At 59.4% G+C, this 22,134-nt stretch carries 19 protein-coding genes; 16 read left to right on the top strand and 3 right to left on the bottom strand.

From position 1 onward, the window contains the following. Window positions 1-152 precede the first annotated feature (152 nt). The 3 genes from istB to BLR85_RS23680 all read right to left on the bottom strand — a co-directional run bounded on the left by istB (window position 153) and on the right by BLR85_RS23680 (window position 3,163). A complete protein-coding gene (gene istB, locus BLR85_RS23690; RefSeq protein WP_093163294.1) occupies window positions 153-905 on the bottom strand; it encodes an IS21-like element helper ATPase IstB in 753 nt (250 codons plus the stop codon). After that, the gene (istA, locus tag BLR85_RS23685) at window positions 902-2,401 is read right to left on the bottom strand and encodes an IS21 family transposase (RefSeq protein ID WP_093163292.1); all 1,500 of its coding nucleotides are present in this window, start codon (window positions 2,399-2,401) and stop codon (window positions 902-904) included. The genes istB and istA overlap by 4 nt, the downstream gene beginning before the upstream one ends. 102 nt (window positions 2,402-2,503) lie before the next feature. After that, window positions 2,504-3,163: a tyrosine-type recombinase/integrase gene (locus BLR85_RS23680; protein WP_093163289.1), complete on the bottom strand. Its 660-nt coding sequence runs from the start codon at window positions 3,161-3,163 to the stop codon at window positions 2,504-2,506. Between the two features lie 229 nt (window positions 3,164-3,392). On the opposite strand from BLR85_RS23680, the gene BLR85_RS23675 reads away from it, so the two are divergent. The 16 genes from BLR85_RS23675 to BLR85_RS23595 form a co-directional block, all read left to right on the top strand. Further along, window positions 3,393-4,154, top strand: coding sequence for a recombinase family protein (locus BLR85_RS23675; protein ID WP_093163287.1), 762 nt, complete (start codon window positions 3,393-3,395; stop codon window positions 4,152-4,154). Window positions 4,155-5,458: 1,304 nt separating this feature from the next. After that, on the top strand, window positions 5,459-6,658 hold the full coding sequence (locus tag BLR85_RS23670) for an ABC transporter substrate-binding protein (protein WP_425284500.1): 1,200 nt from the start codon (window positions 5,459-5,461) through the stop codon (window positions 6,656-6,658). A gap of 280 nt (window positions 6,659-6,938) precedes the next feature. Beyond that, window positions 6,939-7,919 (top strand): helix-turn-helix domain-containing protein, encoded by a 981-nt coding sequence (locus BLR85_RS23665; protein ID WP_093163284.1) that lies wholly within the window; start codon window positions 6,939-6,941, stop codon window positions 7,917-7,919. Between the two features lie 383 nt (window positions 7,920-8,302). Next, complete coding sequence (locus BLR85_RS23660) at window positions 8,303-9,052, top strand: hypothetical protein (protein ID WP_068317307.1); 750 nt, start codon at window positions 8,303-8,305, stop codon at window positions 9,050-9,052. A 56-nt stretch (window positions 9,053-9,108) separates the two neighbouring features. Continuing rightward, window positions 9,109-10,656, top strand: a complete 1,548-nt coding sequence (locus BLR85_RS23655; RefSeq protein WP_093163279.1) for an amidohydrolase family protein — start codon at window positions 9,109-9,111, stop codon at window positions 10,654-10,656. A gap of 82 nt (window positions 10,657-10,738) precedes the next feature. Next, window positions 10,739-12,364 (top strand): amidohydrolase family protein, encoded by a 1,626-nt coding sequence (locus tag BLR85_RS23650; RefSeq protein WP_212635150.1) that lies wholly within the window; start codon window positions 10,739-10,741, stop codon window positions 12,362-12,364. A gap of 23 nt (window positions 12,365-12,387) precedes the next feature. Continuing rightward, window positions 12,388-13,158: a DUF3299 domain-containing protein gene (locus tag BLR85_RS23645; protein WP_093163273.1), complete on the top strand. Its 771-nt coding sequence runs from the start codon at window positions 12,388-12,390 to the stop codon at window positions 13,156-13,158. After that, the gene (locus BLR85_RS23640; protein WP_093163270.1) at window positions 13,155-14,501 is read left to right on the top strand and encodes a metal-dependent hydrolase family protein; all 1,347 of its coding nucleotides are present in this window, start codon (window positions 13,155-13,157) and stop codon (window positions 14,499-14,501) included. Before BLR85_RS23645 ends, BLR85_RS23640 begins: the two co-directional genes overlap by 4 nt. Before the next feature lie 139 nt (window positions 14,502-14,640). Further along, on the top strand, window positions 14,641-15,399 hold the full coding sequence (locus BLR85_RS23635; RefSeq protein ID WP_093163268.1) for a DUF481 domain-containing protein: 759 nt from the start codon (window positions 14,641-14,643) through the stop codon (window positions 15,397-15,399). A gap of 167 nt (window positions 15,400-15,566) precedes the next feature. After that, entirely contained in the window at window positions 15,567-16,676 is a 1,110-nt protein-coding gene (locus BLR85_RS23630; protein ID WP_093163265.1) for an alpha/beta hydrolase, read from the top strand. 119 nt (window positions 16,677-16,795) lie between these two features. Then, window positions 16,796-17,395, top strand: coding sequence for an ATP-binding cassette domain-containing protein (locus BLR85_RS23625; RefSeq protein ID WP_244520854.1), 600 nt, complete (start codon window positions 16,796-16,798; stop codon window positions 17,393-17,395). Continuing rightward, the gene (locus BLR85_RS23620) at window positions 17,392-18,693 is read left to right on the top strand and encodes an ABC transporter permease (RefSeq protein ID WP_244520853.1); all 1,302 of its coding nucleotides are present in this window, start codon (window positions 17,392-17,394) and stop codon (window positions 18,691-18,693) included. Before BLR85_RS23625 ends, BLR85_RS23620 begins: the two co-directional genes overlap by 4 nt. Window positions 18,694-18,711: 18 nt before the next feature. Then, a complete protein-coding gene (locus BLR85_RS23615) occupies window positions 18,712-19,365 on the top strand; it encodes a DUF3299 domain-containing protein (protein WP_170844729.1) in 654 nt (217 codons plus the stop codon). A 39-nt stretch (window positions 19,366-19,404) separates the two neighbouring features. Continuing rightward, a complete protein-coding gene (locus BLR85_RS23610) occupies window positions 19,405-21,312 on the top strand; it encodes a mechanosensitive ion channel family protein (protein ID WP_170844728.1) in 1,908 nt (635 codons plus the stop codon). A 239-nt stretch (window positions 21,313-21,551) separates the two neighbouring features. After that, on the top strand, window positions 21,552-21,827 hold the full coding sequence (locus tag BLR85_RS23600) for a hypothetical protein (RefSeq protein WP_093163255.1): 276 nt from the start codon (window positions 21,552-21,554) through the stop codon (window positions 21,825-21,827). 59 nt (window positions 21,828-21,886) lie between these two features. Beyond that, window positions 21,887-22,134, top strand: a 248-nt coding sequence (locus BLR85_RS23595) for a transposase (RefSeq protein WP_139188525.1), incomplete at its 3' end; no start/stop codon positions are given.

Below are 22,134 nucleotides of genomic sequence, written 5' to 3'. Positions count from 1 at the left end.
TGTCAATCCCGGAGCAAAATGGGTCAGCAAACCAGTGGAATAGTCCCCAACGGGTGCGGTCTGGCAGGCGCCTTGTCGCGTGTGCCTCCAAATAGCTGACGCGCGTCAAGGCGCACTGGCCGCAGGCCAGTTTGTGGGGAGACTTGGCGGGATCAGTTCCTGGCTTTTCGGCTTTCGCGAAGCCTGAAGCTCTCTCCGTTCATTTCTAAGATATGCACGTGGTGGGTCAGACGGTCGAGTATGGCGCCCGTGAGACGCTCAGATCCGAAGACTTCTGTCCACTCATCGAAGGGCAGGTTCGAGGTGATGATGATCGAGCCGCGCTCGTAGCGCTGTGAAATGACCTCGAACAGCAGTTCGGCGCCGGTTTTTGAGAGCGGCACGAAGCCGAGTTCGTCGATGATCAGCAGGTCCTGGCTTGCGAGGGTCTTCTGCAGGCGCTGGAGACGGCGTTCGTCTGTGGCCTCGATAAGTTCGTGGACCAGGGCGGAGGCGGTGTTGAAGCGGACCTTCAGGCCCTTCTGGCAGGCTGCCAGGCCAAGGCCCAGGCTGACATGTGTCTTGCCGGTGCCGCTCGGCCCGAGGGCGATGACGTTCTCGCGGCGATCGACCCACTCACAGCGGGCGAGTTCCATCGTCAATGGCTTGTTGAGCGACGGGATCGCCTTGAAGTCGAAACTGTCGAGGCTCTTGGTGCTTGGGAACTTCGCGGCCTTGATGCGGCGCTCGATCATCCGGCGCTCACGCTCGATCAGTTCGAGTTCGCAGAGCCTGAGCAGATACTGGACATGATCCTTGCCCTCGGTCGCGCATTGCCGGGCCAGCTTGGCATACTCGCCCTGGAACGTCGGCAGCTTGAGCTTCTTGAGATGATGCTGGAGCAGGACCTGCGGCGTGTCGCTCATGATGGCGCCCCGGAGATCAGGCTCATGTAGCTGGCCGGCTTCGTGGTCTGAACCCGGGCCCGGGGCAGGTAGGGATAGATGTCCAGATCGAGCCGCGGCGGCCGGCGTTCGATGCGACACAGCACCAGGTGCTTGATGGCGTCATAGCCGATCGCCCCGAGATCGAGGGCCTGCCGCACGGCGCCGTGGACATGGTCCATCTCGAAGGTCTCGAGGAGCCGCAGCACCTGCACGTACTCGCGCTTGCCCTTCTTGCCCATCCGCGCCTCGAGTAGCCGGCGCAGGGTGGCGAACTCACCGGGCAGATCCCAGCCCTGCAGCGGTGCTGCCTGATCAAGAGCGCCGACCTTCTGCTCGAGCAGCGGCAGGAAGTGCATCGGATCGAAGATCATGTCGGCCTTCTCGTAGGACCGCCGATGCCGCGCGATCACTTCCGTGCCGCAACCGATGACGACCTCGCCTACATAGCCGCGAACCTGGACCTCGTGATGAGCATAGGCAACCGGCACCGAGTAGTCGTTGCAGTGGTAGCGTACCATCGAGATCGAGGTGGCCCGGGTACTGACCTTGTGGCAGGCGTCGTAGGGCGCGGCCGGTCGCGGCAGCAGCGCATCGAGATCCCGCAGGAGACGCTCTCCGATCGTTTCGCCGTGCCCCCTGAGCACTTCATCCTGGCGTTCGAGGCACTGTTCCTCCAGCCAGACGTTCAGCGCCTCGAAGCTCTCGAAATGTGGGATCGGCACCAGGAAGTTCCGACGGCCGAAACCGATCCCTCCTTCGACGTGTCCCTTGTCGTTTCCCTTGCCAGGCCGGCCGAATCGGTCCTCGAACAGGTAATGCGACTGCAGTTCCGAGAAGACCTGGGTGCGCTTGCGGGTTCCGTCACCGAGGATCTTCGCCACCGCGATGGTGGTATTGTCGTAAAGGATCGACGCCGGCACGCCACCGAAGAACGCGAAGGCTGCGACATGCCCATCGCAGAACGCCTCGGTCGTCTCGGCCGGGTAGGTCTTGATGAACAGCGCATCCGAGTGCGGCAGGGCCATCGCGAAGTAATGCAGCTTGCGCCGGACGCCGCCGATCACGCCGACTGCCTCGCCGAAATCGACCTGCGCATGCCCCGGTGGGTGCGCGAGCGGCACGAAAACCTCCCGGGTCCGCCGCTTCTTTTCCCGGACATAGTCGGTGACGATGGTGATGCCGCCGGTGAACCCGTGCTCGTCGCGCAGCCGTTCGAAGATCCGCTTCGCTGTGTGCCGCTGCTTCTTCAGATGGCTTTTGTCGTCTTCCAAGATCTGGTCGATGATCGGAAGAAAGGGATCGAGCTTGGGCCGCACCGGCGGCTTCGAGCGCCGGTAGCCAGGCGGAACGGAGTGCTTCAGGATCTTCGCCACCGTCTTACGATCGATCCCAAAAAAACGCGCCGCTTCGCTCTTGCTTATCCCATCGACATGGCACGCCCGGCGCACCCGTCCGTAAAGGTCCACTGCATACATCTCCCCGCCTTCAGCTCGTTGCCTCTGGCGAAAGATGCGGAATTTTACTCCGCGACAGTCAGATCATCCGACCGTTTCCGTTGACCAGTTTGTCTCCGGGATTCACACCGAGTTGGGGAAAACGAGATCCATCGCACTTTCCGGCGCTTCCTGCTTCCAGGACGCGAGCGTGTTCTTCACCATCGGCGCCATCGGGATATCCCGCACTCCGGCGCGGCTCTTGGGCGCGCCGAGCTTGCCTTGCTCGTCGGCGCGCTGGCGAACGAAGATCACCCCGCGATCGAGATCGACATGTTTCCAGGTCAGCCCGCGCAGCTCGGAGACGCGCATGCCGGTGAAGATGGCGGTGACGAGCAGCGCGCGATGGCTCTCCGGGGCGTGCTCGAGGATCGTCCGGATCTCGTCCTTGGTCGGGATGATCCGCTCCTCAGTGCCACGCTTCGAACGCTTCATCTTCACCTCGAGCCCGACATTGGCCGCCATCCATTCCCGCTCGACAGCCTCGGAGAGGATGGAGCGCAAGCTGACCATGACCTTGCGGGTCAGGGCCCGGGAAACGCCGTCATCCAGCAACTCGTCCATGAAGTCGCGGATATCCGAGCGGGAGAGATCGGTGAGAAAACGATCACCCATTCTCGGTTCAATGTGGATGTGCGCATGGCTGCGATATGCCTTCAGGGTGGCGGCTTCGAGCCCGTTGCGACGGGCGGTCTTGAGCCACGCCTCGTAGGCGTCGCGGACGGTCTTGTCGGGGGATTTCATGAAGTGCTCGTTCAATTCTGATGCTGAACACATTATAGCGGACGTGGGTCGATCCGTCGGGCTGTTTCCCAATTTTTTCTGTGGTTTGCGTGCGATGAGTTGGGTTTCTTCACCGTTCGAGCACCACCGAGGGTACTGGCGGGACGGATCTGCAGGCAATGCTCGGACCGGCGGGGGTGGCGTCCCTGAGGGTCTTGCCATTAATGTTGTAACAACATAGTTCGTCACTATGAGCAACGACACAGAGCGCAAACGCATTCACGGCCATGTCATCCTCACCCATGGCGCGAAGCCGAAAGGCAGTCTCTACAAGCACGCACCGGCCCGGCAACAGATCCTGAACCTCATGGCATTCGCCGATAGGCATGACATCGTGATCTCACGATTGACCTTCGACCATAGCCGATCGATCCGGGGGTGGTCTTCTTTCGTGGAATTGGACCGCCAGTTGGAATCCTGTCGTGCGGCCGACAGCGGGACTGTCGTCATTGATGATCTCAACCGCTTGTTTCGCGCTCACACAGTTGAGCAGAGGCACGATGTGCTCGGTGGGCTCCAGCCTTACCGCCGGCACCTTTTCTGTGTTCGGCAGGGATGCCTGCTCGACAACATCGATCATCACGAGATGCTGGCAGTCCTGAGAAGTCCCGACCGGGGGAAGTGGTCGTACGCTCCGCGCAAGAGCCGCCTGACCGAGGACGAGAAACGCGACCAGACCCGCCGGGCGGTGATCGCCTCCCGAAAGGCGCGCAGTGCGACCGCCGACGCCCGGGCGCGAGAACTCGCTGCTGTCCGGGATGAGATGATCGCGGCGGGCGAGACGCCGACGCTGACCGCAATTGCCGAGGAAGCCAACCGGCGCGGTCTTCGTACCGCGAGGAACAACCAGTGGACGGCGACGAGCGTTGCGAGAATGTTGAAGCGGCTGGAGGACGGCACCGTCGCCGACGGATCCGCGGATAGCACGCCGGGGCGTGTGAGAGACGCGTAGGCCGATGTTCCGGCGGAAGGTGTATTGATGGGTCACCGACCGATCCGCCCACCAGGCGCGCCCTCGCAACGCCTCAGAGTGGTCCCTTCCGTCGACTGCGGACTGCGCTTGGATTTTCGGCGGGATATCCATAAGCCTATGAATTCAGGTTTAAAATACTGGAATGTCAGTTGTGACTGATCTTCGGATGTGTTATAATTTTTCTATCGTGCCCGCGCCCAAGGGCATTTGTATACCGACCCAAAAGACCAACGGTGATTCCGGGAACATGACCGGCGCTATGAGGCTGTCGGAGCCGACAGGGTCAAGCCCTGGCGCTTTTGCGCAATAGCTTGAAAAAAGATGGAGGCTCTTAGGAGACTCAACCTCCTGCCAGCGATCCGTAGGCGCATAGCGGATGGCTGGTGCTAGCAATGCTTAACCGCGTTTGACCCGAAGGGGTCAGGATGGCGGAGCTAATGCGGGTAAATGGACGCCGCCCGCTGCACCAATGGGCTCAGGTGCTTGGCTCTCATGTTTGCACGACATACGCAGAACGTATGTTCCATCCCCCGCCGTTTCCTGGGTCGGCCTCATGGCCGATTTGTGTCGATTGACACGCTACAGGGGCTGGCGGGGGATAGACGACTCCGCAGGAGATTGCGGATGCGGAGTCGAAGAAAGACGATATGGAAAGATCAGATCATCTCGGAACAATGTGACCTGATAGATTTGCATTCCAAAGACATGAGTCCCTCAGATTTCGACGTTATTCTCGATGCCAATCATCTGTCTCCTTCCGAGTTTCGTCTCGAGCCAGCTAACGCCGTCATCACGATCAGACATCTCAAGAACATTCCCCGAGCATGCCAACCGCCTTCGTACGGATACGCCCGGATATCTTGCTCCACCGAGCCGATCCGGAACACATCAGCGACGTTTGAGGCGCCTATCAACTTATTTGCACGGCTGGCCGGAGGGAGGCCGTCATCTTCATCGGGCTGACACGTCACCTATGCGACGATAACGACCTCCACAAAGTCAGGGCAGGTGACGTTAGCGACCGGGAGCTGCCTCTCACGATGAATACCTCGAATGTCAGGTTTCGCGGGTACCGAGTATCAGCGGCACCCTGAAGAATGTTGTTCACGTTTGAGAACCGGAGGGAACACAATCGGGGTGGAGGGCCGCGCCTGAAACGACCATCGGCTGCGCTGGCCGAGCCGTCCAGTATTGCGAAGAAACCGTGAGTTACGTCCGGTCTGGTCTTGACGAGTGTCGATTAATTTTACGATCAATTGAACCAAACGTGTTGTGGAGGCCAAATGCTCGAACCCAAGTCGATCTCAAGAATGGCGGCGACCTTTGGTGTCGTGGCGGCGACAGCAGGCGTTGCGCAACAGGGTGAAGAGATAGGTATCGGCGTTCTGCTCGGGTTCACCGGGCCAATTGAGTCTCTGGCAGCTCCGATGGGAACTGTGGTGAAGTTGGTCACCCAGGAGGCAACTGAGAGCGGCGTGTTTCTGGGTGGAGCAAGCGTGACGTCGTATCTTGCCGACACCGCCTGCACGGACAATGCCCTTGCGGTTGCGAGCGCCGAGCGCCTTCTCGCGGCTGGCGTGGCGGGCTTGATCGGCGGTGCCTGCTCGGGTGCGACAGCGGCTGTCCTGAAAAATGTCGCCATTCCAAATGGAATGGTGATGATCTCTCCCGGTGCGAGTTCGCCCAATTTGAGCGTGATGGAAGACAAGGGACTTTTTTTCAGGACTGTGGCGCCGGATGATCGCGAGGGCCAGGTCATGGCCGATGTACTCATCGATCGCGGCATTCGCTCGATTGCGCTTACCTATGCCAATAACGATTACGGCGTCGGGATGTCGGATGCGATCGTGAGCGCCTTTGAGGCTGCGGGTGGCGAGGTCACGATCAACGCGGCCCATGAAGATGGCAAGGCGGACTACTCGGCAGATGTCGCGGTACTCGCCGCAGCGGGCGGCGAGGTTCTGGTCGTCGCAGGCTATATTGATCAGGGCGGTCTTGGCATTGTGCGAACGGCATTGGACCTTGGAGCATTCGACACGTTCGGCCTGCCGAGTACCATGGTGGGGCAGAGCCTTGTCGAGAGCGTCGGGCCCGGACTTGAGGGGTCCTTCGGGCAGGTTGCAGGCAACGAGAGCCAGGGCTTGGCCATGCTGGCGGAACGAGCCGGCGACGAAGTTGATGGAACGCTTCCTTACGTGGCCGAAGTCTATGATGCGACGGCTCTGATGATCCTTGCGATGCAGGCCGCGGATTCCGCAGATCCGGCGCACTACGGCCCGAAGATCTGGGACGTTGCGAATGCACCGGGCGTGAAGATTTTCCCAGGTGAGTTGGCGAGGGGCCTGAAACTGCTCGCCGAGGGGGTGGAGATCGACTACGTCGGCGGCTCAGAGGTCGAGCTGATCGGCCCCGGGGAAAGCGCTGGCTCCTTCCGGGAAGTCGAAGTTCGGGATGGTACTTTTGTGACGATCGGATACCGCTGAAGAAAGCGGCTGCGGAGTTGGTGAAGGTCGTCGGTGTCGGTTTATTTGCCGAAAACGGGCGGATGGCCTGTTCAGGCTTGGTTAGTAAGAAGCACGGTCGTGGGCCTTTGGCACTGCCGCCCTCGGTTTCAGCAGCTCGATGAAGCCCATCGTCGGACGCTCTCCGACCGGTTATTCTGATCCGAGATGGAAGATGCGACACTACGGGCTACTTGAGCTATGAGGAAGGCCGTGCCCCAATTGGTGGGAAGGGGGCGCACTGAGAAGGGAGGTTCTCGGAATGAACGTGATAGATTCTCGAACGGATAGAACCTCACAGGTTATTCAGTCGCGCGTCTTCGAACCTCTTGCCAAGGCGTCTCCGGTGTTGGAAGCCCACCAGACTCAGCTTGGCATTGGCCCGTACAAGATTGACGCAGTTGTCGGCCGCGCACAGGAGACCTGGCTCATCAGGAATCGTGTCGACCCTCTCAGCGTCGGCCATGTTGTTCCCGACCCGAACCTGCTTGCTTTCGTGGTGCCGGTCGCCTGGCGTGGCGAATATCATTGCAACGGCATTTCCGCTTCGGCTTCGACCCTGTACATCGCTTCCGGTCCGGACGGATATTCGACGCGGGGCGCCGGGCGCGACTATTTCAGTATCGGGTTGAACCGGGACAGATTCGTCAGGTCGCTGGCTGCACTTGAGGGCGTGGAGCCTGGCGAAATCCATCTCCACGATGGCGCCCTGTACCTGCCGCCTTTGTCGATGATCCGAATGCGGCGTATCCTGGGCGCCTGCCTTACGGAGCTATCGGCCGGTTCGGGCTGCCACCACACCCGCCAGGCTGTGATCGCCGAACGCCTGTATGACGTCATGTTGGAAGCTTACATGGCTGGCACACCTCTTACGAGTATGCGGGTACCGCTCGCAAAGAGCTATGAACGCATTGTGAGAACCGCCGAGGAGCACTTCATGGAGGCTGAAGGCGCGCCGCTGTCACTGGCAGATCTGTGCAGGGCCACAGGAGTGGGACGCACGGTTTTCTACGAAGCCTTCAATTCGGTCTACGGGACCTCGCCGCTTAATTATTTCAAGAAACGGCGTCTGATGCAGGCCCGAACGGCACTCGCGATGTCCCGGCCAGACGAAACGAAAGTCAAGGAAGTCGCCCTCTCGCTTGGACTGACACATTTGGGTCGGTTTTCAACCGAGTACAGAAACCTCTTCGGGGAAACGCCTTCGGTCACACTTGGTTCTCCAGATCAGAGTCGGTCTTAGGCACTTCTCATCCCATCGTGGCATTGGCGTTTTCTCGTGCACATCCCCCAATCTGCCCGTCCACGACTGTGGATTGGCATGCATCGCGCCGCGAGGCAGAGAAAAAACGGAAGATTCGGATAGCGTAATCCCTTTCCCATCAAAAGACGGAAGATTCGGATAGTGTAATTTCTTCCCGTATTCTGATGGTTGCTTAAACCTTGGAAGCGTCGACAACAGGGCGTCGCTGATGGGTCACGAAATTCAATAGTTTGAATGGGTTGCGCGCAGAGTCCCGAATGGCCGACGATCAAGGGATTTGTACCGCGGGGAACATTATGAAGAGAGCAACCCACAGGCATTCGAGATTTGCATCGCTGGCTTCACTGTCGTGCGCATTTGCAATGACATCAACCGTTGCCTTTGCTGATGCCGATCTTGCCAAGCAGCTTTCGAACCCGGTGGCGAGCCTGATCAGCGTCCCGTTCCAGTTCAATTACGACGACGGCATCGGCCCGAACGACACGTCGCGCAAGACGCTGCTGATCCAGCCCGTCTTTCCATTCGATATCGGAGAGAACTGGAACCTCATTTCGCGGACAATCATTCCCCTCGTCGACATCGAGGCTCCAGCGCCCGGGCTCGACGATATTTCGGGGCTGGGAGACATCGAGCAGTCGTTTTTCTTCTCCCCGAAGCAGCCTGTTGGCGGGTGGATCCTTGGCTTCGGTCCGATCGCCCTGCTGCCAACGGCAACCGATGAAGCGCTTTCCAGCAAGCAGTTCGGCCTTGGTCCGACCGCCGTTGCGCTTCGGCAGGTCAACGGTTGGACGTTCGGCGGGCTGATCAATCATATCTGGGGCATCAACGAACCGGATGATCGCGAGCAGTACAACACGACCTTCGTGCAGCCCTTCCTGACATATACGACCCCGGATGCGTGGACCTTCTCGTTGAACACGGAATCCACCTATGAATGGAACGCTGAGGAATGGAGTGTTCCGGTCAATGCCGGCGTCAGCAAGCTCGTAACATTCGGCAAGCAGCCAATCAGCTTCCAGCTCGCAGGCCGGCGCTATCTCGATGTCGGTGGAAACGAGAACGGTCCCGATTGGGGTGCGCGTTTCAACGTGACTTTCCTTTTCCCGAAATAGACCGGCGGAGACACCTCCGGCGATCCCAAATAACCTGTTAGTGGAGACTTTTCAGTATGAGCAAGAATTCTACCGCTCTCCTGCTTCTCGCGTCCCTTGCCTTGCCCACTGGGGCCTTTGCACAGTCCTTTGACCTTGTGATCGCGAATGGCCGGGTGATGGACCCCGAAACCGGCTTCGATGCCGTTGCCAACGTTGGCATCAACAATGGCTTCATCACCGAGATCACCGACCAGGAAATCGCAGGCGCGCGGGTGATCGACGCCTCGGGTCACGTGGTCGCGCCCGGGTTCATCGACTACCACAGCCACGCGCAGTCGGAGTTCGGGCACAAGCTCTATGTACGGGACGGCGTGACCACTCCGCTGGACCTCGAGGTGGGCGCGTTCCCGGTCAAGAACTTCTATGAATATTGGGACGGCAAGTCCTTCGTGAACTACGGGACCAACGTTGCGCATGTCGGCGCGCGTGTGGCGGTGCTCGACGGGCAGGAACCGGACGGACGTGTTCTCTACAGTCCGGCCCTTGGGGCAGCCATGCAGGACGGCGCGAAGTTCAAAACGAAGACCTTCGATCCGCTTGATGAAGGCGCAATCATCGAGGCAATCGAGGCGGAGTTGAAGCAAGGTGGGATCGGAATTGCCTATCCCATCGGGTACTACACCGTGGTTGGCAGCCCGGAACTCATGGGCGTTACCAGCTTGGCTGCCAAATACGATGTGCCAATCACCACGCATGTCCGGTATCTGGCCCAAATCCCGCCCAGCGGCTTCATGGGCATCACGGAGATGCTGACCATTGCCCGCGAAAACGATGTGGCCATGCTGATGCACCACATCCCCAGCAACTGTCTCGGGTTGACGAAACAATGCCTCGACCTGATCGACTCGGCCCGGGCCAACGGCCAGAAGGTGGTTGGCGAGTTTTACCCCTATCAATATGCCGGCACCTATGTGGATGCCGATTACAACGCGCCGGGTTTCGAAGCGCGGATGGGCATTCAGGCTTCGGACTACAAGCTGGCGGCGACGGGCGAGCCGCTGACGAACGAGGAATTCGATCGTTTGCGCAAGGAAGCGCCCGGAACCGATCTGCTGATGTACACCATGAAGCAGGAATACATCGACGAAGCCTTCGCCCGGCCGGGCGTGATCGTCGGATCGGACGGGATGCCGTGGATCATCACTGACGATGACGGGAACAAGCTTGGCTTTACCGCAACCTTCGACACGCCATACGGCAAGGCGAACGGACACGCCCGCGGCGCAGGAACCCACGCGAAGATCCTGCGCATGGTGCGTGAGGAAGGCACCGTCTCGTTGATGGATGCCATCTCCAAGATGAGCTACGAGCCGGCCTTGTTCCTTGAAGACCATGTGCCCCAAATGAAGATCCGCGGGCGCGTTCAGGAGGGCTCGGCCGCCGACATCACGATCTTCGATCCCGAGACGGTGACCGATAACTCGACCCCCAAAATCGGCGAGAACTCTCTGCCCTCGACCGGCATTCCCTATGTCGTCGTGAATGGTCAGGTCGTGGTGGACGACTCGGTCGTGCAGAACATTCCAGCGGGAGTTGCCATCCGGAATGCGCTCGCAAACTGAAAAAGTTGACTGAAACACCTTCTCCCTGGTCGAGCATTGGCTTGGCCGGGGAGCTCGCGTTTTTCGACAGGGAGAAAAGATCTTGGTTAAACAAAGCTCAGCAACCGCGCTTGCAACTCTTCTTGCTTTGTCCGTCTCTTCAACGGCCATTGCACAGGACTACGATCTCGTCATCACCGGCGGACGGGTCATGGACCCGGAGACGCTCTACGACGACATTGCCAATGTCGGGATCACCGACGGACGTATCGTCGAGATCTCGAAGGACACTCTGACTGGCGCGGACGAGATCGACGCCACGGGCCACGTCGTCGCGCCCGGCTTCATCGATACTCATTTCCACTGGCAGGCACCGATCGGCTACAGGTTCGGGCTGCACGACGGGCTGACCAGCAGCATGGACCTGGAGATGGGCTGCGCTGCAAACCTCATCCCGGAATGGTATGCCGCGCGCGAAGGCGTTACGCAGGCCAACTACGGATGCGCGGCGAGCCACGAGATCGCGCGTTCTATCGCCATCGACGGGGCCAGCGGAGACAACCTGCTGCGCGGACCGATTGCTGTTCTGGAAACCCGCAAGCAATCCGGCTGGAGCCAGACCAAGGCAGATTATGACACTGGAAACGATATTCTGCGCATCCTCGACAAGGGCTTGCAGGACGGCGCGGTCGGGATCGGCAGCACGCTGGGCTACATGCGCAACAGTGTTACCTCGCGCGAGATGTTCGAGGTTCAGAAGGTCGCCGCCCGCTACGGCCGGCACACCGGCGTCCACACGCGCTTCACCCCGGACAATGCAACCAACGAGAATGTGGGCGCGCAGGAGGCTTTGGCCAACGGTCTCGCGCTCGACGCGCCCGTTTCGATCCTGCACTTCAACAATCCCGGCTACCGTTTGACGCATGAACTGCTGACACGTCTTTCCGAACAGGGCCACAACGTCTGGGGCGAGGTCTATCCCTACTCGGCTGGGGCGACCACGGTGAACGCGGTCTTCATGCAGCCTGAAAACTGGGTGGACAGGCTTGGCCATAGATACGAGGACACGGTGCAGGACCCCATCACCGGTGACTTCTACACGACGGCATCGTTCGAGGAGGCCCTGAAAGAAGATCCGACCCGCGAGATCATCCTCTTCAAGATGCCCGAGGAGGACTCGGTGCGCTGGCTGACGTTGCGCGGCACGACGATGGCAAGTGACGCAATGGCAGCGACACCGCTCTTTGGCGCGTGGGACACGCCGTCCGATCAGATCGGCAACACTCATCCGCGCACCTCGGGCGCACGTGCCAAGGCGATCCGGCTCGCCCGAGAGAACGACATTCCGCTGATGCAGATCATGTCGATCCTCAGCTACAACGCCGCCAAACACCTGGGCGACACCGGACTAAAGGCCATGCAGGAACGTGGTCGGCTGCAGGAAGGGATGGTCGCCGATATCGTCGTGTTCGACCCAGAAACGGTGACGGACAACTCGACCTATGCCGAAGGGCTGGTGCCGTCCACCGGGTTCAAGGCGGTTGTCGTCAACGGTACCGTCGCGGTGCGGGACGACGAGTTGCTCAGCGTCTTTCCGGGCCAGCCGATACGCTTCGAGCCCGAGGCCGCGCCGCGCTTCGAACCGGTGAGCGAGGAGGCGTGGAATCTCGAGTTTTCCACCGGTATGCCCGACATCGCCCCCGGCCTGCCGCCCGAGGGCGGCAATTGAGCCGCAGCGGGGGCGGACAAGGGATGCGCCTGATCCTCGCGACCGCCTTCGCCATCCCCATGGGGATGGCCATGCTTGCCGCGGAGCCGGCCAGGATCGATTTCGAAGATCTGGCGGACCCTGCGGCCCGCGCCTTCGTCGACCCCTATCTGGAGATGGGGCCGGAGCGGCTGAACGACCTCAGGACAGTCGTCCGGCTCGGCGCGCGGCTTGCGGAGGCGGAGCTGTCCCCGGAGGACAGGCAGCGCCTCGAAGTGCGCCGCTCGGACGCCGAAGCGGCGCTCGCCGTTTCTGGCTTCGATATTGCGGCGCTTCTGGCGCAGCGCTGGACCGTCGCCCAAAAACGTCGGGAGGCGCAGATCGCCACGAACCCGTTGCTCGAAGGTGCCGCAGTGCGCCTCGAAGGTTACCTGATCCCGGCCGGAACAGGCCCGGACGGCAGGGGGATCGGTTATCTCGTGCCGGTGGTCGGGATGTGCAGCCATATCCCCGCGCCGCCGCCCAACGAACTGGTACGGCTGTACTTCGAGCCCGAAAGAGGCACGGGTTCAATCTATCTGCCCGTCAGCGTGACCGGAACGCTCCGCGCCGAGGCGAGCGACGAGACCATCCATCTTCTCGACGGAATGGTGCGCATGCAGAGCTTGTGGCGGCTGGACGCGGATACCCTCGTTGCCGAAGGGCCCGTTCCCACGGCCCGTAATACGATTGTCGCTCAAGATCCACTCGAAGTCCGCCAGGCGCAAGAAATCAATCAAGCCCGTTCATCAAGCATAGGAGCAAGAAAGAAATGAAACTCTGGAACGGAACTGCCTCCCTGATTGCCGTTGCGGCAATCTTTTCCGGCGCAGCCCAGGCACAGGAAGGCACGTCTGACGGACCGATCCTGTTCACCAACGTAGACGTTTTCGATGGCGTCAACGAAGCCCTCATCGAGGACGTCAACGTCGTCGTCACCGACAACGTGATCACTCAGATATCGTCCGAAGAGCTTTCGGTTGCCGGCGGCATGGTGATCGATGGTGAGGGCCACACGCTGATGCCCGGACTGATCGACTCGCACACGCATCTTATGTTTTCCGGGATCACGTTTCCCGAGGTCCTGTTCCAGAGATCGGGCTACGGGATGATCCAAGGTGTTGTGATCGCCGAACAAACGCTGATGAACGGGGTTACGACTGTTCGTGATATGGCTGGAGACGTGTTTGACCTGAAGCGGGCGATCGATGAAGGCACGGTCCCCGGCCCGCGGGTCTATCCCTCTGGTGCCATGATTTCGCAGACCAGCGGGCACGCCGATTTCCGGCTGCCCGTCGAACCCAACCCGACCATAACCGGAACGATGACAGTTCCCGGCCAGAAGGGCGCGGGATTGGTCGTCGACGGTGTGCCGCTCATGCTCGCCGCAACGCGTGAGCAGCTTCGCCTTGGCGCCTCGCAGGTCAAACTCGCGGTCAGCGGCTCGGTCAGCGGCATCAACGATCCGCTCGACACGACGCAGTTCACTTTGGAGGAAATCCAAGCGGCGGTGGCGGCCGCAGAGAACTGGGGCACCTACATTACCGTGCATGGATACAACTCCCGAGCCGTCAACCAAGCCATCGACGGCGGGGTCAAGTCGATTGAGCATGGCCAACTTCTCGACGCAGCCACGCTTCAACGCATGTCGGACGAAGGGGTCTGGCTCAGCATCCAGCCATTCACATTGTGCAATGAGCCCGGGCTGACCCCGGAGCAGAACGCCAAGCAGGCAATTGTCTGCGAAGGAACCGGCAAGGTCTACGAGGCGATCAAGTCTTTGCCCGACCTGAAGGTCGTGCACGGAACCGATATCTTCATCAGCCCTGGAAAGGGAATTGGCGTCAGTGAAGAAGTGGAGCAGATGGAGCGCCTTCTGGACTGGTTTACGCCATATGAGATCCTGAAGATGTCCACCGGCAACGCGACGGAACTGCTCCAGATGTCCGGGCCGCGCAATCCGTATCCCGGCGTTATCGGACGTGTTGAACAAGATGCGCTGGCGGATCTGCTGCTGGTCGAAGGCAACCCGCTGGAGAGCCTCGATGCGGTTACCGACCGGGACAACATCAAGATCATCATGAAGGACGGCGTGATCTACAAGAACACGCTGAACTAAGCCTCTGGCGGGCGACAAGCCGACAGATCCTTGTCCGTCGCCCGCCCACCAAATCCTGTCGCTGGCTGCAAGTGCCGCGTGACGTTTGCCACATGCCGGGACCCGACAGACCGACGAGACAATTCGAAAGGAACGGATCATGAGTTTCAACACTTCGCGTCGAACCTCGGCACTTGCAGCCATCGCGTTAATGGCTGCGCCGGTGAGCGCTTCGGCGCAGGACGCGATATCGGACAGCTGGCAATGGGGCGCCGAGCTCTATTTCTGGGGCGCTTCCCTTGGCGGCGATACGACCACCGGTGCCGATATCGACATGGGGATCGACAAGATCATCGAGGATCTGAATTTCGGCCTCATGGGAACAATCGCCGCGCAGAAGGACCGCTGGACGGTCTTCGGCGACTTCATCTATCTCGACGTGGAAGACAAAGGAAGCACGACTGTAGATGTGCTGGGCTTTGATGTGGACATCGACGGAAAGGTAGACCTTCGCGGCTTCATCAGCACCGCCGGCGTAGGGTATCGGGTTTACGAAGGGCCGGGAACCCAACTCGATCTCACCGGCGGGCTCCGTTACCTCTGGCTCGACTCCACGATCGAACTCAGCGCGCTTGGTGTGGACGTAAACGAAGAAGACTCCGGCTCCAACATCGATGCGGTCGTCGGTTTCCGAGGTCAATCGGACATCAACGAGAACTGGTATCTTTCCTACTACGGCGATGTCGGAACCGGTGAAAGCGATCTGACCTGGCAAGCCGCCGCGGCGATCAACTACCGCTTCGAGAAAGTCGATGTAGCCCTCGGCTATCGGTACCTCGACTGGCAGTTTGACGACTTCGGCCCCTTCGACGACCTGAACCTTTCGGGCGCCTTCCTGGGGGTGAAGTTCAGATTCTGACACTTCTCCTGATAAGACATGCAGGGCGCCTCGAAAGGGGCGCCTACGTTGCTCGCCCTGCCCAAGGATTCGTTATAGCCTCACGCTAGCCTGATCTTCGTGGCTGTATTTTTGCAAAGGCTGACATACCGTTGAAGCTCTTCTTACCCCGGCTTATCAGTGCTCTCTTGACACTCGGCTTCCTTGCGAGTTGCGGCGGACCACCCAACGCAATCATCGGCATTGGCGACGCCGAGCGTCCGGAAGCAACCAGCGCGGTCCGGTATCACGATATCTATGTCCTCACCACGCGGGCACCTGCGTCGGATAGTTCGATCATGTACTCCGGTGTGCGGGGAGGCGGTCTTTCGAAATCAAGGGTGACGGTAACGATCCCTCCGAACCACGCGCCGGGCCAGATCGAACGCCCGAAGCGCCTGCCGCCTGACCCAGAGCGCAACTTCACGATCGTCGAGCCGCAGACTTACGCGCGGGACTCCGACTTCGTCTCAGCTGTGAACAGTGCACTGCGCGCCCGTCCGCCGTCAGAGCGCTCGATCCTGGTATTCGTGCACGGCTACAACACGGACTTCACCTCCGCTGTCTTGCGCATGGGGCAACTGGTGGAAGATACCGGCTTCAAGGGTGTTCCCGTACTCTTTTCCTGGGCGTCACACGGAAAGCTCCTCGACTATGTCTATGACTTGAACAGCGTCCTGTCGGCGCGCGACGAATTGCTGGAAGCCGACAAGATCATCCTGAGGACGGAGGCGCGGGCGTACAACATCGTTGCCCACTCCATGGGGAACCTTTTGACCGTGGAGGCCCTGAAACAAGCCAAACTGATAAACAAGTTCAATACGTCCGGAACGTTGAACAACGTGATCCTTGCATCTGCCGATATCGACGTTGATGTCTTCATCGACCAGATTTCGGTCTTCGAGCCTGACGAGCGAAAGTTCTACTTGTTGATCTCGGCGGATGACAAGGCACTTGCAGCCTCGCGTTTGATCGCTGGAGGCGTAAATCGAGTCGGTGATGAGGATGCGGAGAAACTCGCAAAGCTTGGTGTGACCGTGATTGACCTCAGCGAGGTAAGCGATACCAGCAGCATCAACCATACGAAATTCGCGGATTCTCCCGAAGTGGTGCAACTGATGGGACGGCAGATCATGTCAAATGGTGGCCTGTCGACAGGTTCCTCCGGCGGCTCGTCCATAACGAATGCCCTCGTCGGACTCGGTAATGCGGTGACAACGACCGTCGCAGGCGCCGGCAGCGTTATCGTCATTCCTTGAAATATGCAGGAGTTGCGGAAATGGTGAGCAGTAGCTCCAAGCTTGTCCTGCGGATCTCGGACCTTGCCTACCAGTGGCCCGGTGCCGCCAAACCCGTCCTTCGGGTTCAGGACCTTGGAATGACCAATGAAGAACGGGTGTTTCTTCGAGGGGCGAGTGGATCTGGGAAATCGACCCTGTTGGCCGCAATCGCAGGCGTCGTCGACGTACCGGCGGGGAGTATCGCCGTTGCCGGTACGGACGTCGGGCAGCTCAAGAGCGGCGCACGGGATCGGTTTCGCGTCGATCATGTCGGATTGATCTTCCAGATGTTCAACCTCATCCCATGGCAATCGGCATTGGAAAACGTCCTGATGCCCTGCCGCTTCTCTCGACGCCGTCGTGAACGGGCGGGTGCAGATCCGAAGCTATCCGCTCTACGATTGCTCGACGAACTCGGATTGTCAGACCCTACCCTGGTTTCCGCGCTAGCCATGTCATTGAGCGTTGGCCAGCAGCAGAGGGTAGCGGCGGCACGCGCGCTCATCGGGGCGCCTGACCTGATACTGGCAGACGAACCAACGTCAGCGCTCGACGAAGACGCAAAGACATCCTTTCTGGACCTGTTGAAACGAGAATGCGCATCAGTGGGATCTGCCTTACTTTTCGTGAGCCATGATCGGTCGCTGGAAGAGGGCTTCGATCGCGTGTTGGATATTACCGAGGTCAACAAGGTATGATGACCTCGCTTTCCCTGGCTGTTGGAAGCCTATGGAACCGACGTTTCGTGGCGGCGCTCACCGTTCTTGCGATCGCGCTCAGTGTATTTCTGGTGATCGGCGTCGAGCGTTTGCGTGTTTCCGCGAAGGAGAGTTTCGCAAACTCGGCTTCGGGCATCGATCTGATTGTGGCGTCGCGCGGCAATCCGGTGCAGGTCCTCATGGCGACGGTCTTTGGGGTGGGTTCGACTGGACCGGGCATCGACTGGGACAGCTACGAGATGGTCGAGGCCCTGCCGCAAGTGGCGTGGGCGGTTCCGATTGCGATGGGCGACAACCACCGCGGCTATCCGGTTGTAGGCACAACGCCAGAATATTTCGAGCATTTCAGACATAGCAGCGGAAGACCACTCGCTTTCACATCGGGTCATTCCTTCTCGGAAGAAGACGGCGCCGTTATCGGAGCAGAGATCGCCACGCGTTTCGGCTATGAGATTGGCACGACTGTCGTCAATGCACATGGCGCGGGCGAGGTAGCCTTCGACCTGCACGACGAGGCCCCCTTTGTCGTCACGGGAATTCTTATGCCGACGGGCACGGCCGTGGATCGCATGGTTTTCGTGTCGCTGGAGGGGTTCGACCGACTGCACGCCGAAAAAACCACCAGTGTCGATCCGTTCGCGCAGGAAACACGCGCCAATTCCGATCCCGTCGAGGACGCGACAGACGGGGTTGAGGCCGACCATCACGATCACGCCCATGAACCTGACAAGATCAACGCAATCTATGTCGGGTTGGCCGATCGCGGCGCGGTCCTTTCCATCCAAAGAGCCATTTCGGAATATCCCGCTGAACCTCTCAGCGCCGTGCTTCCAGCCATGGCGTTGATTGAACTCTGGTCGATCACCGGCGCAGCAGAGCAGGCTATTGTGTTGATGGCATCGGCTGTTGCCTTGGCTGGCATCGTGGCGATGGTCGTCATGCTTTCGGCCTCGTTGGAGGTGCGCCGACGTGAATTCGCGATCCTGCGCTCGGTTGGAGCCACGCCTTTACGCATCTTCTCTCTCATCGTTCTCGAAGCGGGGCTCGTGACGGTGGCGGGCCTGCTACTGGGATTGGTTTTGCTCGGAGCTCTGACTGCAATCTTGGAGCCGGTGCTACTTAGCCGGTTTGGGCTCCAGGTCGACGCAAGTGCATCTCTGTTGCGTGAAAGCTGGTTGTTGCTTGCAATCTTGATGGCCGGACTGGCCGCCAGCTTTGTGCCCGCCATCCGGGTCTATCGAATGACATTGGCCGATGGTCTATCCTTCAGGCTTTAACCCATGGGAGACGTGTCCATGAATATAGTTCCACGTGCTATTTCAGTTAGCATTCTCGCAATCCTTGTCAGTGCGTCGACGAGCCTCGGAGCGGCACTTCAGATCGGTTGGGACGACCTCGCCCCCCCCCCAACAACGTACGAAAATCCCTTCGCGGACCTGACAAATGAGCAACTCGATGACCTGAGAACCGTTCTTCGCGCGCAATCCTTCGCGGAGGATGAACTCCCGGATGAATTGCAGACAAGCGCCGAAGCTGCCCGCCTGCGCCTGGAGGAACAGGACCTGGACATTGATTGGCTGTTCGAACAGCGCCAAATGATCATGGAGAAGCGCCGCGAGGAGGCGGTCTCGACGCGCCCGGATATGATCGGATCGGAAATCCGGATGCCAGGCTATCTGCTTCCGCTCGATCTGAAAGATGGTCGCGCTGTCGAGTTCCTTCTTGTTCCCACAATGGGGGCTTGCATCCATACGCCACCGCCGCCGGCGAACCAGATGGTGCATGTCCGCTATCCCGCCGGGGTCGAGGTTGCGGGCCTTTACACGCCGATCTGGATCAGCGGTACACTTTCGTCGAACCTTTCGGAACAGACCGTCCGGTATTCCGACGGCGAGGCCCGGATCGAGGTCAGCTACGCGATGACTGCTGATCTTGTCGAGCCATTCTGATGCGCCATTCTCTATCGGATGCCCGAAGATGAGACCGCAATGTCGCATTTGATCCGCATTGTGACTTTGGCTCTGGCGATTATCGGCCTGATTGCAACTGTGACGGCCACACTTTCGGGGTCTACACTGAAGAGTGCTCGGTCCTTCGAAGGGGATCTACCGGCTGTACGAACCGAGTCGCCAAAGCGGACCTTGGCGACATTCGCCGCTCTAAAGGCGTTATTGGAAGAATCGTTCGAGCGGTACCAGAACGCACGCACGGGCGAGGAATTCGATCGGGTCGTTTCACTTTCCGATGAACTGACGTCCCTCATCGACCTGTCTGACCAACCAGACGCCGTCAAAAAGCGCAATGGCTTGCTGACAGCTATGGTACTTCTGGACGTCTGGGACATTATCCCGCCAGTAGATCTCGATACAGTACCGGACAAATCTGCCATGATCGGCGATGGGCTTGGGACATACGTTGTTCCTGACACGCCCATTCGCCTGTCGCGCATCGATGAAGGTGAGCGCGCCGGCGAGTACTTGTTCGACGAAACAACGATAAGAACCGCTCCCCGGTTTCTGGCCGGACTGGAAAGCGAAACGACCGCTGAAACTGGAGTGAACTGGAGCGCCGAACTCGAGCAATTCGCCGGGCCGTGGTTGCCTGCCAGGTGGATCGGGGCGATCCACCCATCATTCCTGCAGGATATCTGGGGCACACCACTCTGGAAGGTTATTCTTTCGGTGGTCGCAGGCTTCCTTCTGTTCGTGGTCGCGGCGCTTGTCAGCGCTGCGCTACCCGTTGCGCGGCGTGGCAACCTGTTGCCCCCGGTTTCCAAGCTGATCTACTGCGCGTCGATCCTGCCAGTCCTTGTCTTCTTTCACTACGTCCTGACCCGACAGATCAACGTCACCGGCAGATTCGCCGATGGGGCGAACGCATTGTTGGCTGTCATCTGGTTTGGAACGCTTGCGGCAGTTTTCTGGAATGCAATCCTGGCCTGCGCGGCGGCAATCTGGTCTTCGCGAACTGCTTCTGGTGATGATGCGGGGGACAGTCTTGGTCAGATGCTCGCCCATCTGATCGCTCTCATCGGTGCGGTGTGGATCATCGCCTATGGCTTGCAATCCCTCGGATTTCCCGCGCTCAGCGTATTGGCGGGGCTCGGCATTGGCGGATTGGCAGGTGCCTTGGCAATTCGACCGACACTCGAGAACCTGATCGGTGGCTTTGTGCTATATATCGACAAACCGATCCGGGTCGGAGACTGGTGCGAGTTTGGGCCTTACAGTGGGATCGTCGAAAAGATCGGTGTCCGTTCCACCAATGTACGCGCTATGGATCGCACCATAATCTCGATTCCGAACGCTCAATTCGTAAATATGGAGCTGATCAATTGGGCTCGCTGCGATCAGATGCTGATCAATCCCACCATCGGGCTGATCTACGATACGAGTTCGGATCAGCTGCGGTATGTTCTGGCCGAGGCGCGCAGAATGGCAATCGCTCATCCCAGGATCGACAGCGATACCGTCCGGATTCGCTTTGCTGGTTATGGCGAATCCTCTTTGGACATTGATGTCAGGGTCTATGCGCAGGCGACGGAATGGAACGATTTCTTTGCCATTCGGGAAGATTTCCTCCTGCGCCTGAAGGATATCGTTGAGAGCGCGGGTACGTCTTTCGCTTTCCCGTCTCGCACACTCTACGTCTCTCGGGACACTCCCCGTGATCCGCAGAAAACAGTCGATGCAGAAGATGCAGTCGATGAATGGCGCCGAAGCAAGGAATTGCCATTTCCGTGGTTTTCATCGGTGGAACGAGAGAAGATGAACAACAGCTTGCGGTACCCTCCGCACGGTTCGCCCGACGGCATTCCGGATGAGGTCGAAACAACCTCGGGCAGCGAGCCGCTTTCGACACAAACCGGAAATCCGACGCCTCGTTCAGGCGATTGAAAACGGTCGTTATGACGATCCGCTGGGATGCCTATCCCAAGCCGGTTGTTGCCGGATATCCGCCTCTCTGGCCATTGCGACCACGAGCGTGTTCCTGGTCCCCAATCGATCAGGACGCGCCCTACCAGATCTTCGAACTCCAGCACGCGTTCCAGATCATAGCGTTGGTGCTCGCTGTCGTCTTTGTGATACTCCGTCGACGGATCGAAGAGTGCAGGTAATCGTCCGTCGGTCGGATAGTGCCAATCATCGAGCACTCGGTGCGCCCCGACAAAAAGCGCACCGTTTCCTGCAGCGGGAATGAACTGAAAAACGGTTGTTGCAGCTCGGTACGGCGTCTTGTTGTCGGCCCTCTGGTAACTGACGAAGTGGTCGAAACGCGCCTGCGAGTGCCGCCACGCCTGCTGCGCCCGCCAATCATGTCGAACTGTGCGGCTGGTCTTCAGGTCGATGCCGCGACGTTCGAGAATGTCGTTGAAAGTGAAATCGGTAAGCGTCCGGCCTCGCTGCTCTGACGCGTCATAGAGTGTGTTGATAGTGTCCACCATTGATAGTGGACATCTTGAGGACGGATATGGCGGGCAAGAAGGGTCAGAAGAAGCGGTTCTGGTCGGATGAGGAGAAGGTGTCGATCTGTGCGCAAACATGCGCGCCGGGGGTATCGGTTGCGCAGGTGGCGCGGCGTTATGCCATGAACACCAACTTGATCCACAAATGGCTGCGTGATCCCAAATTTGCACCGGATCCTGAGAACCTTGAAGATGAGGTTGCTGAGACGGCATGTTTTCTGCCTGTGGAGATTGTGGACCGGGCCCAGCACAA

The organism is Aliiruegeria lutimaris, assembly GCF_900099935.1.
GTDB lineage: Bacteria > Pseudomonadota > Alphaproteobacteria > Rhodobacterales > Rhodobacteraceae > Tropicimonas > Tropicimonas lutimaris.
This window is presented reverse-complemented; position numbering and strand designations above follow the sequence as displayed.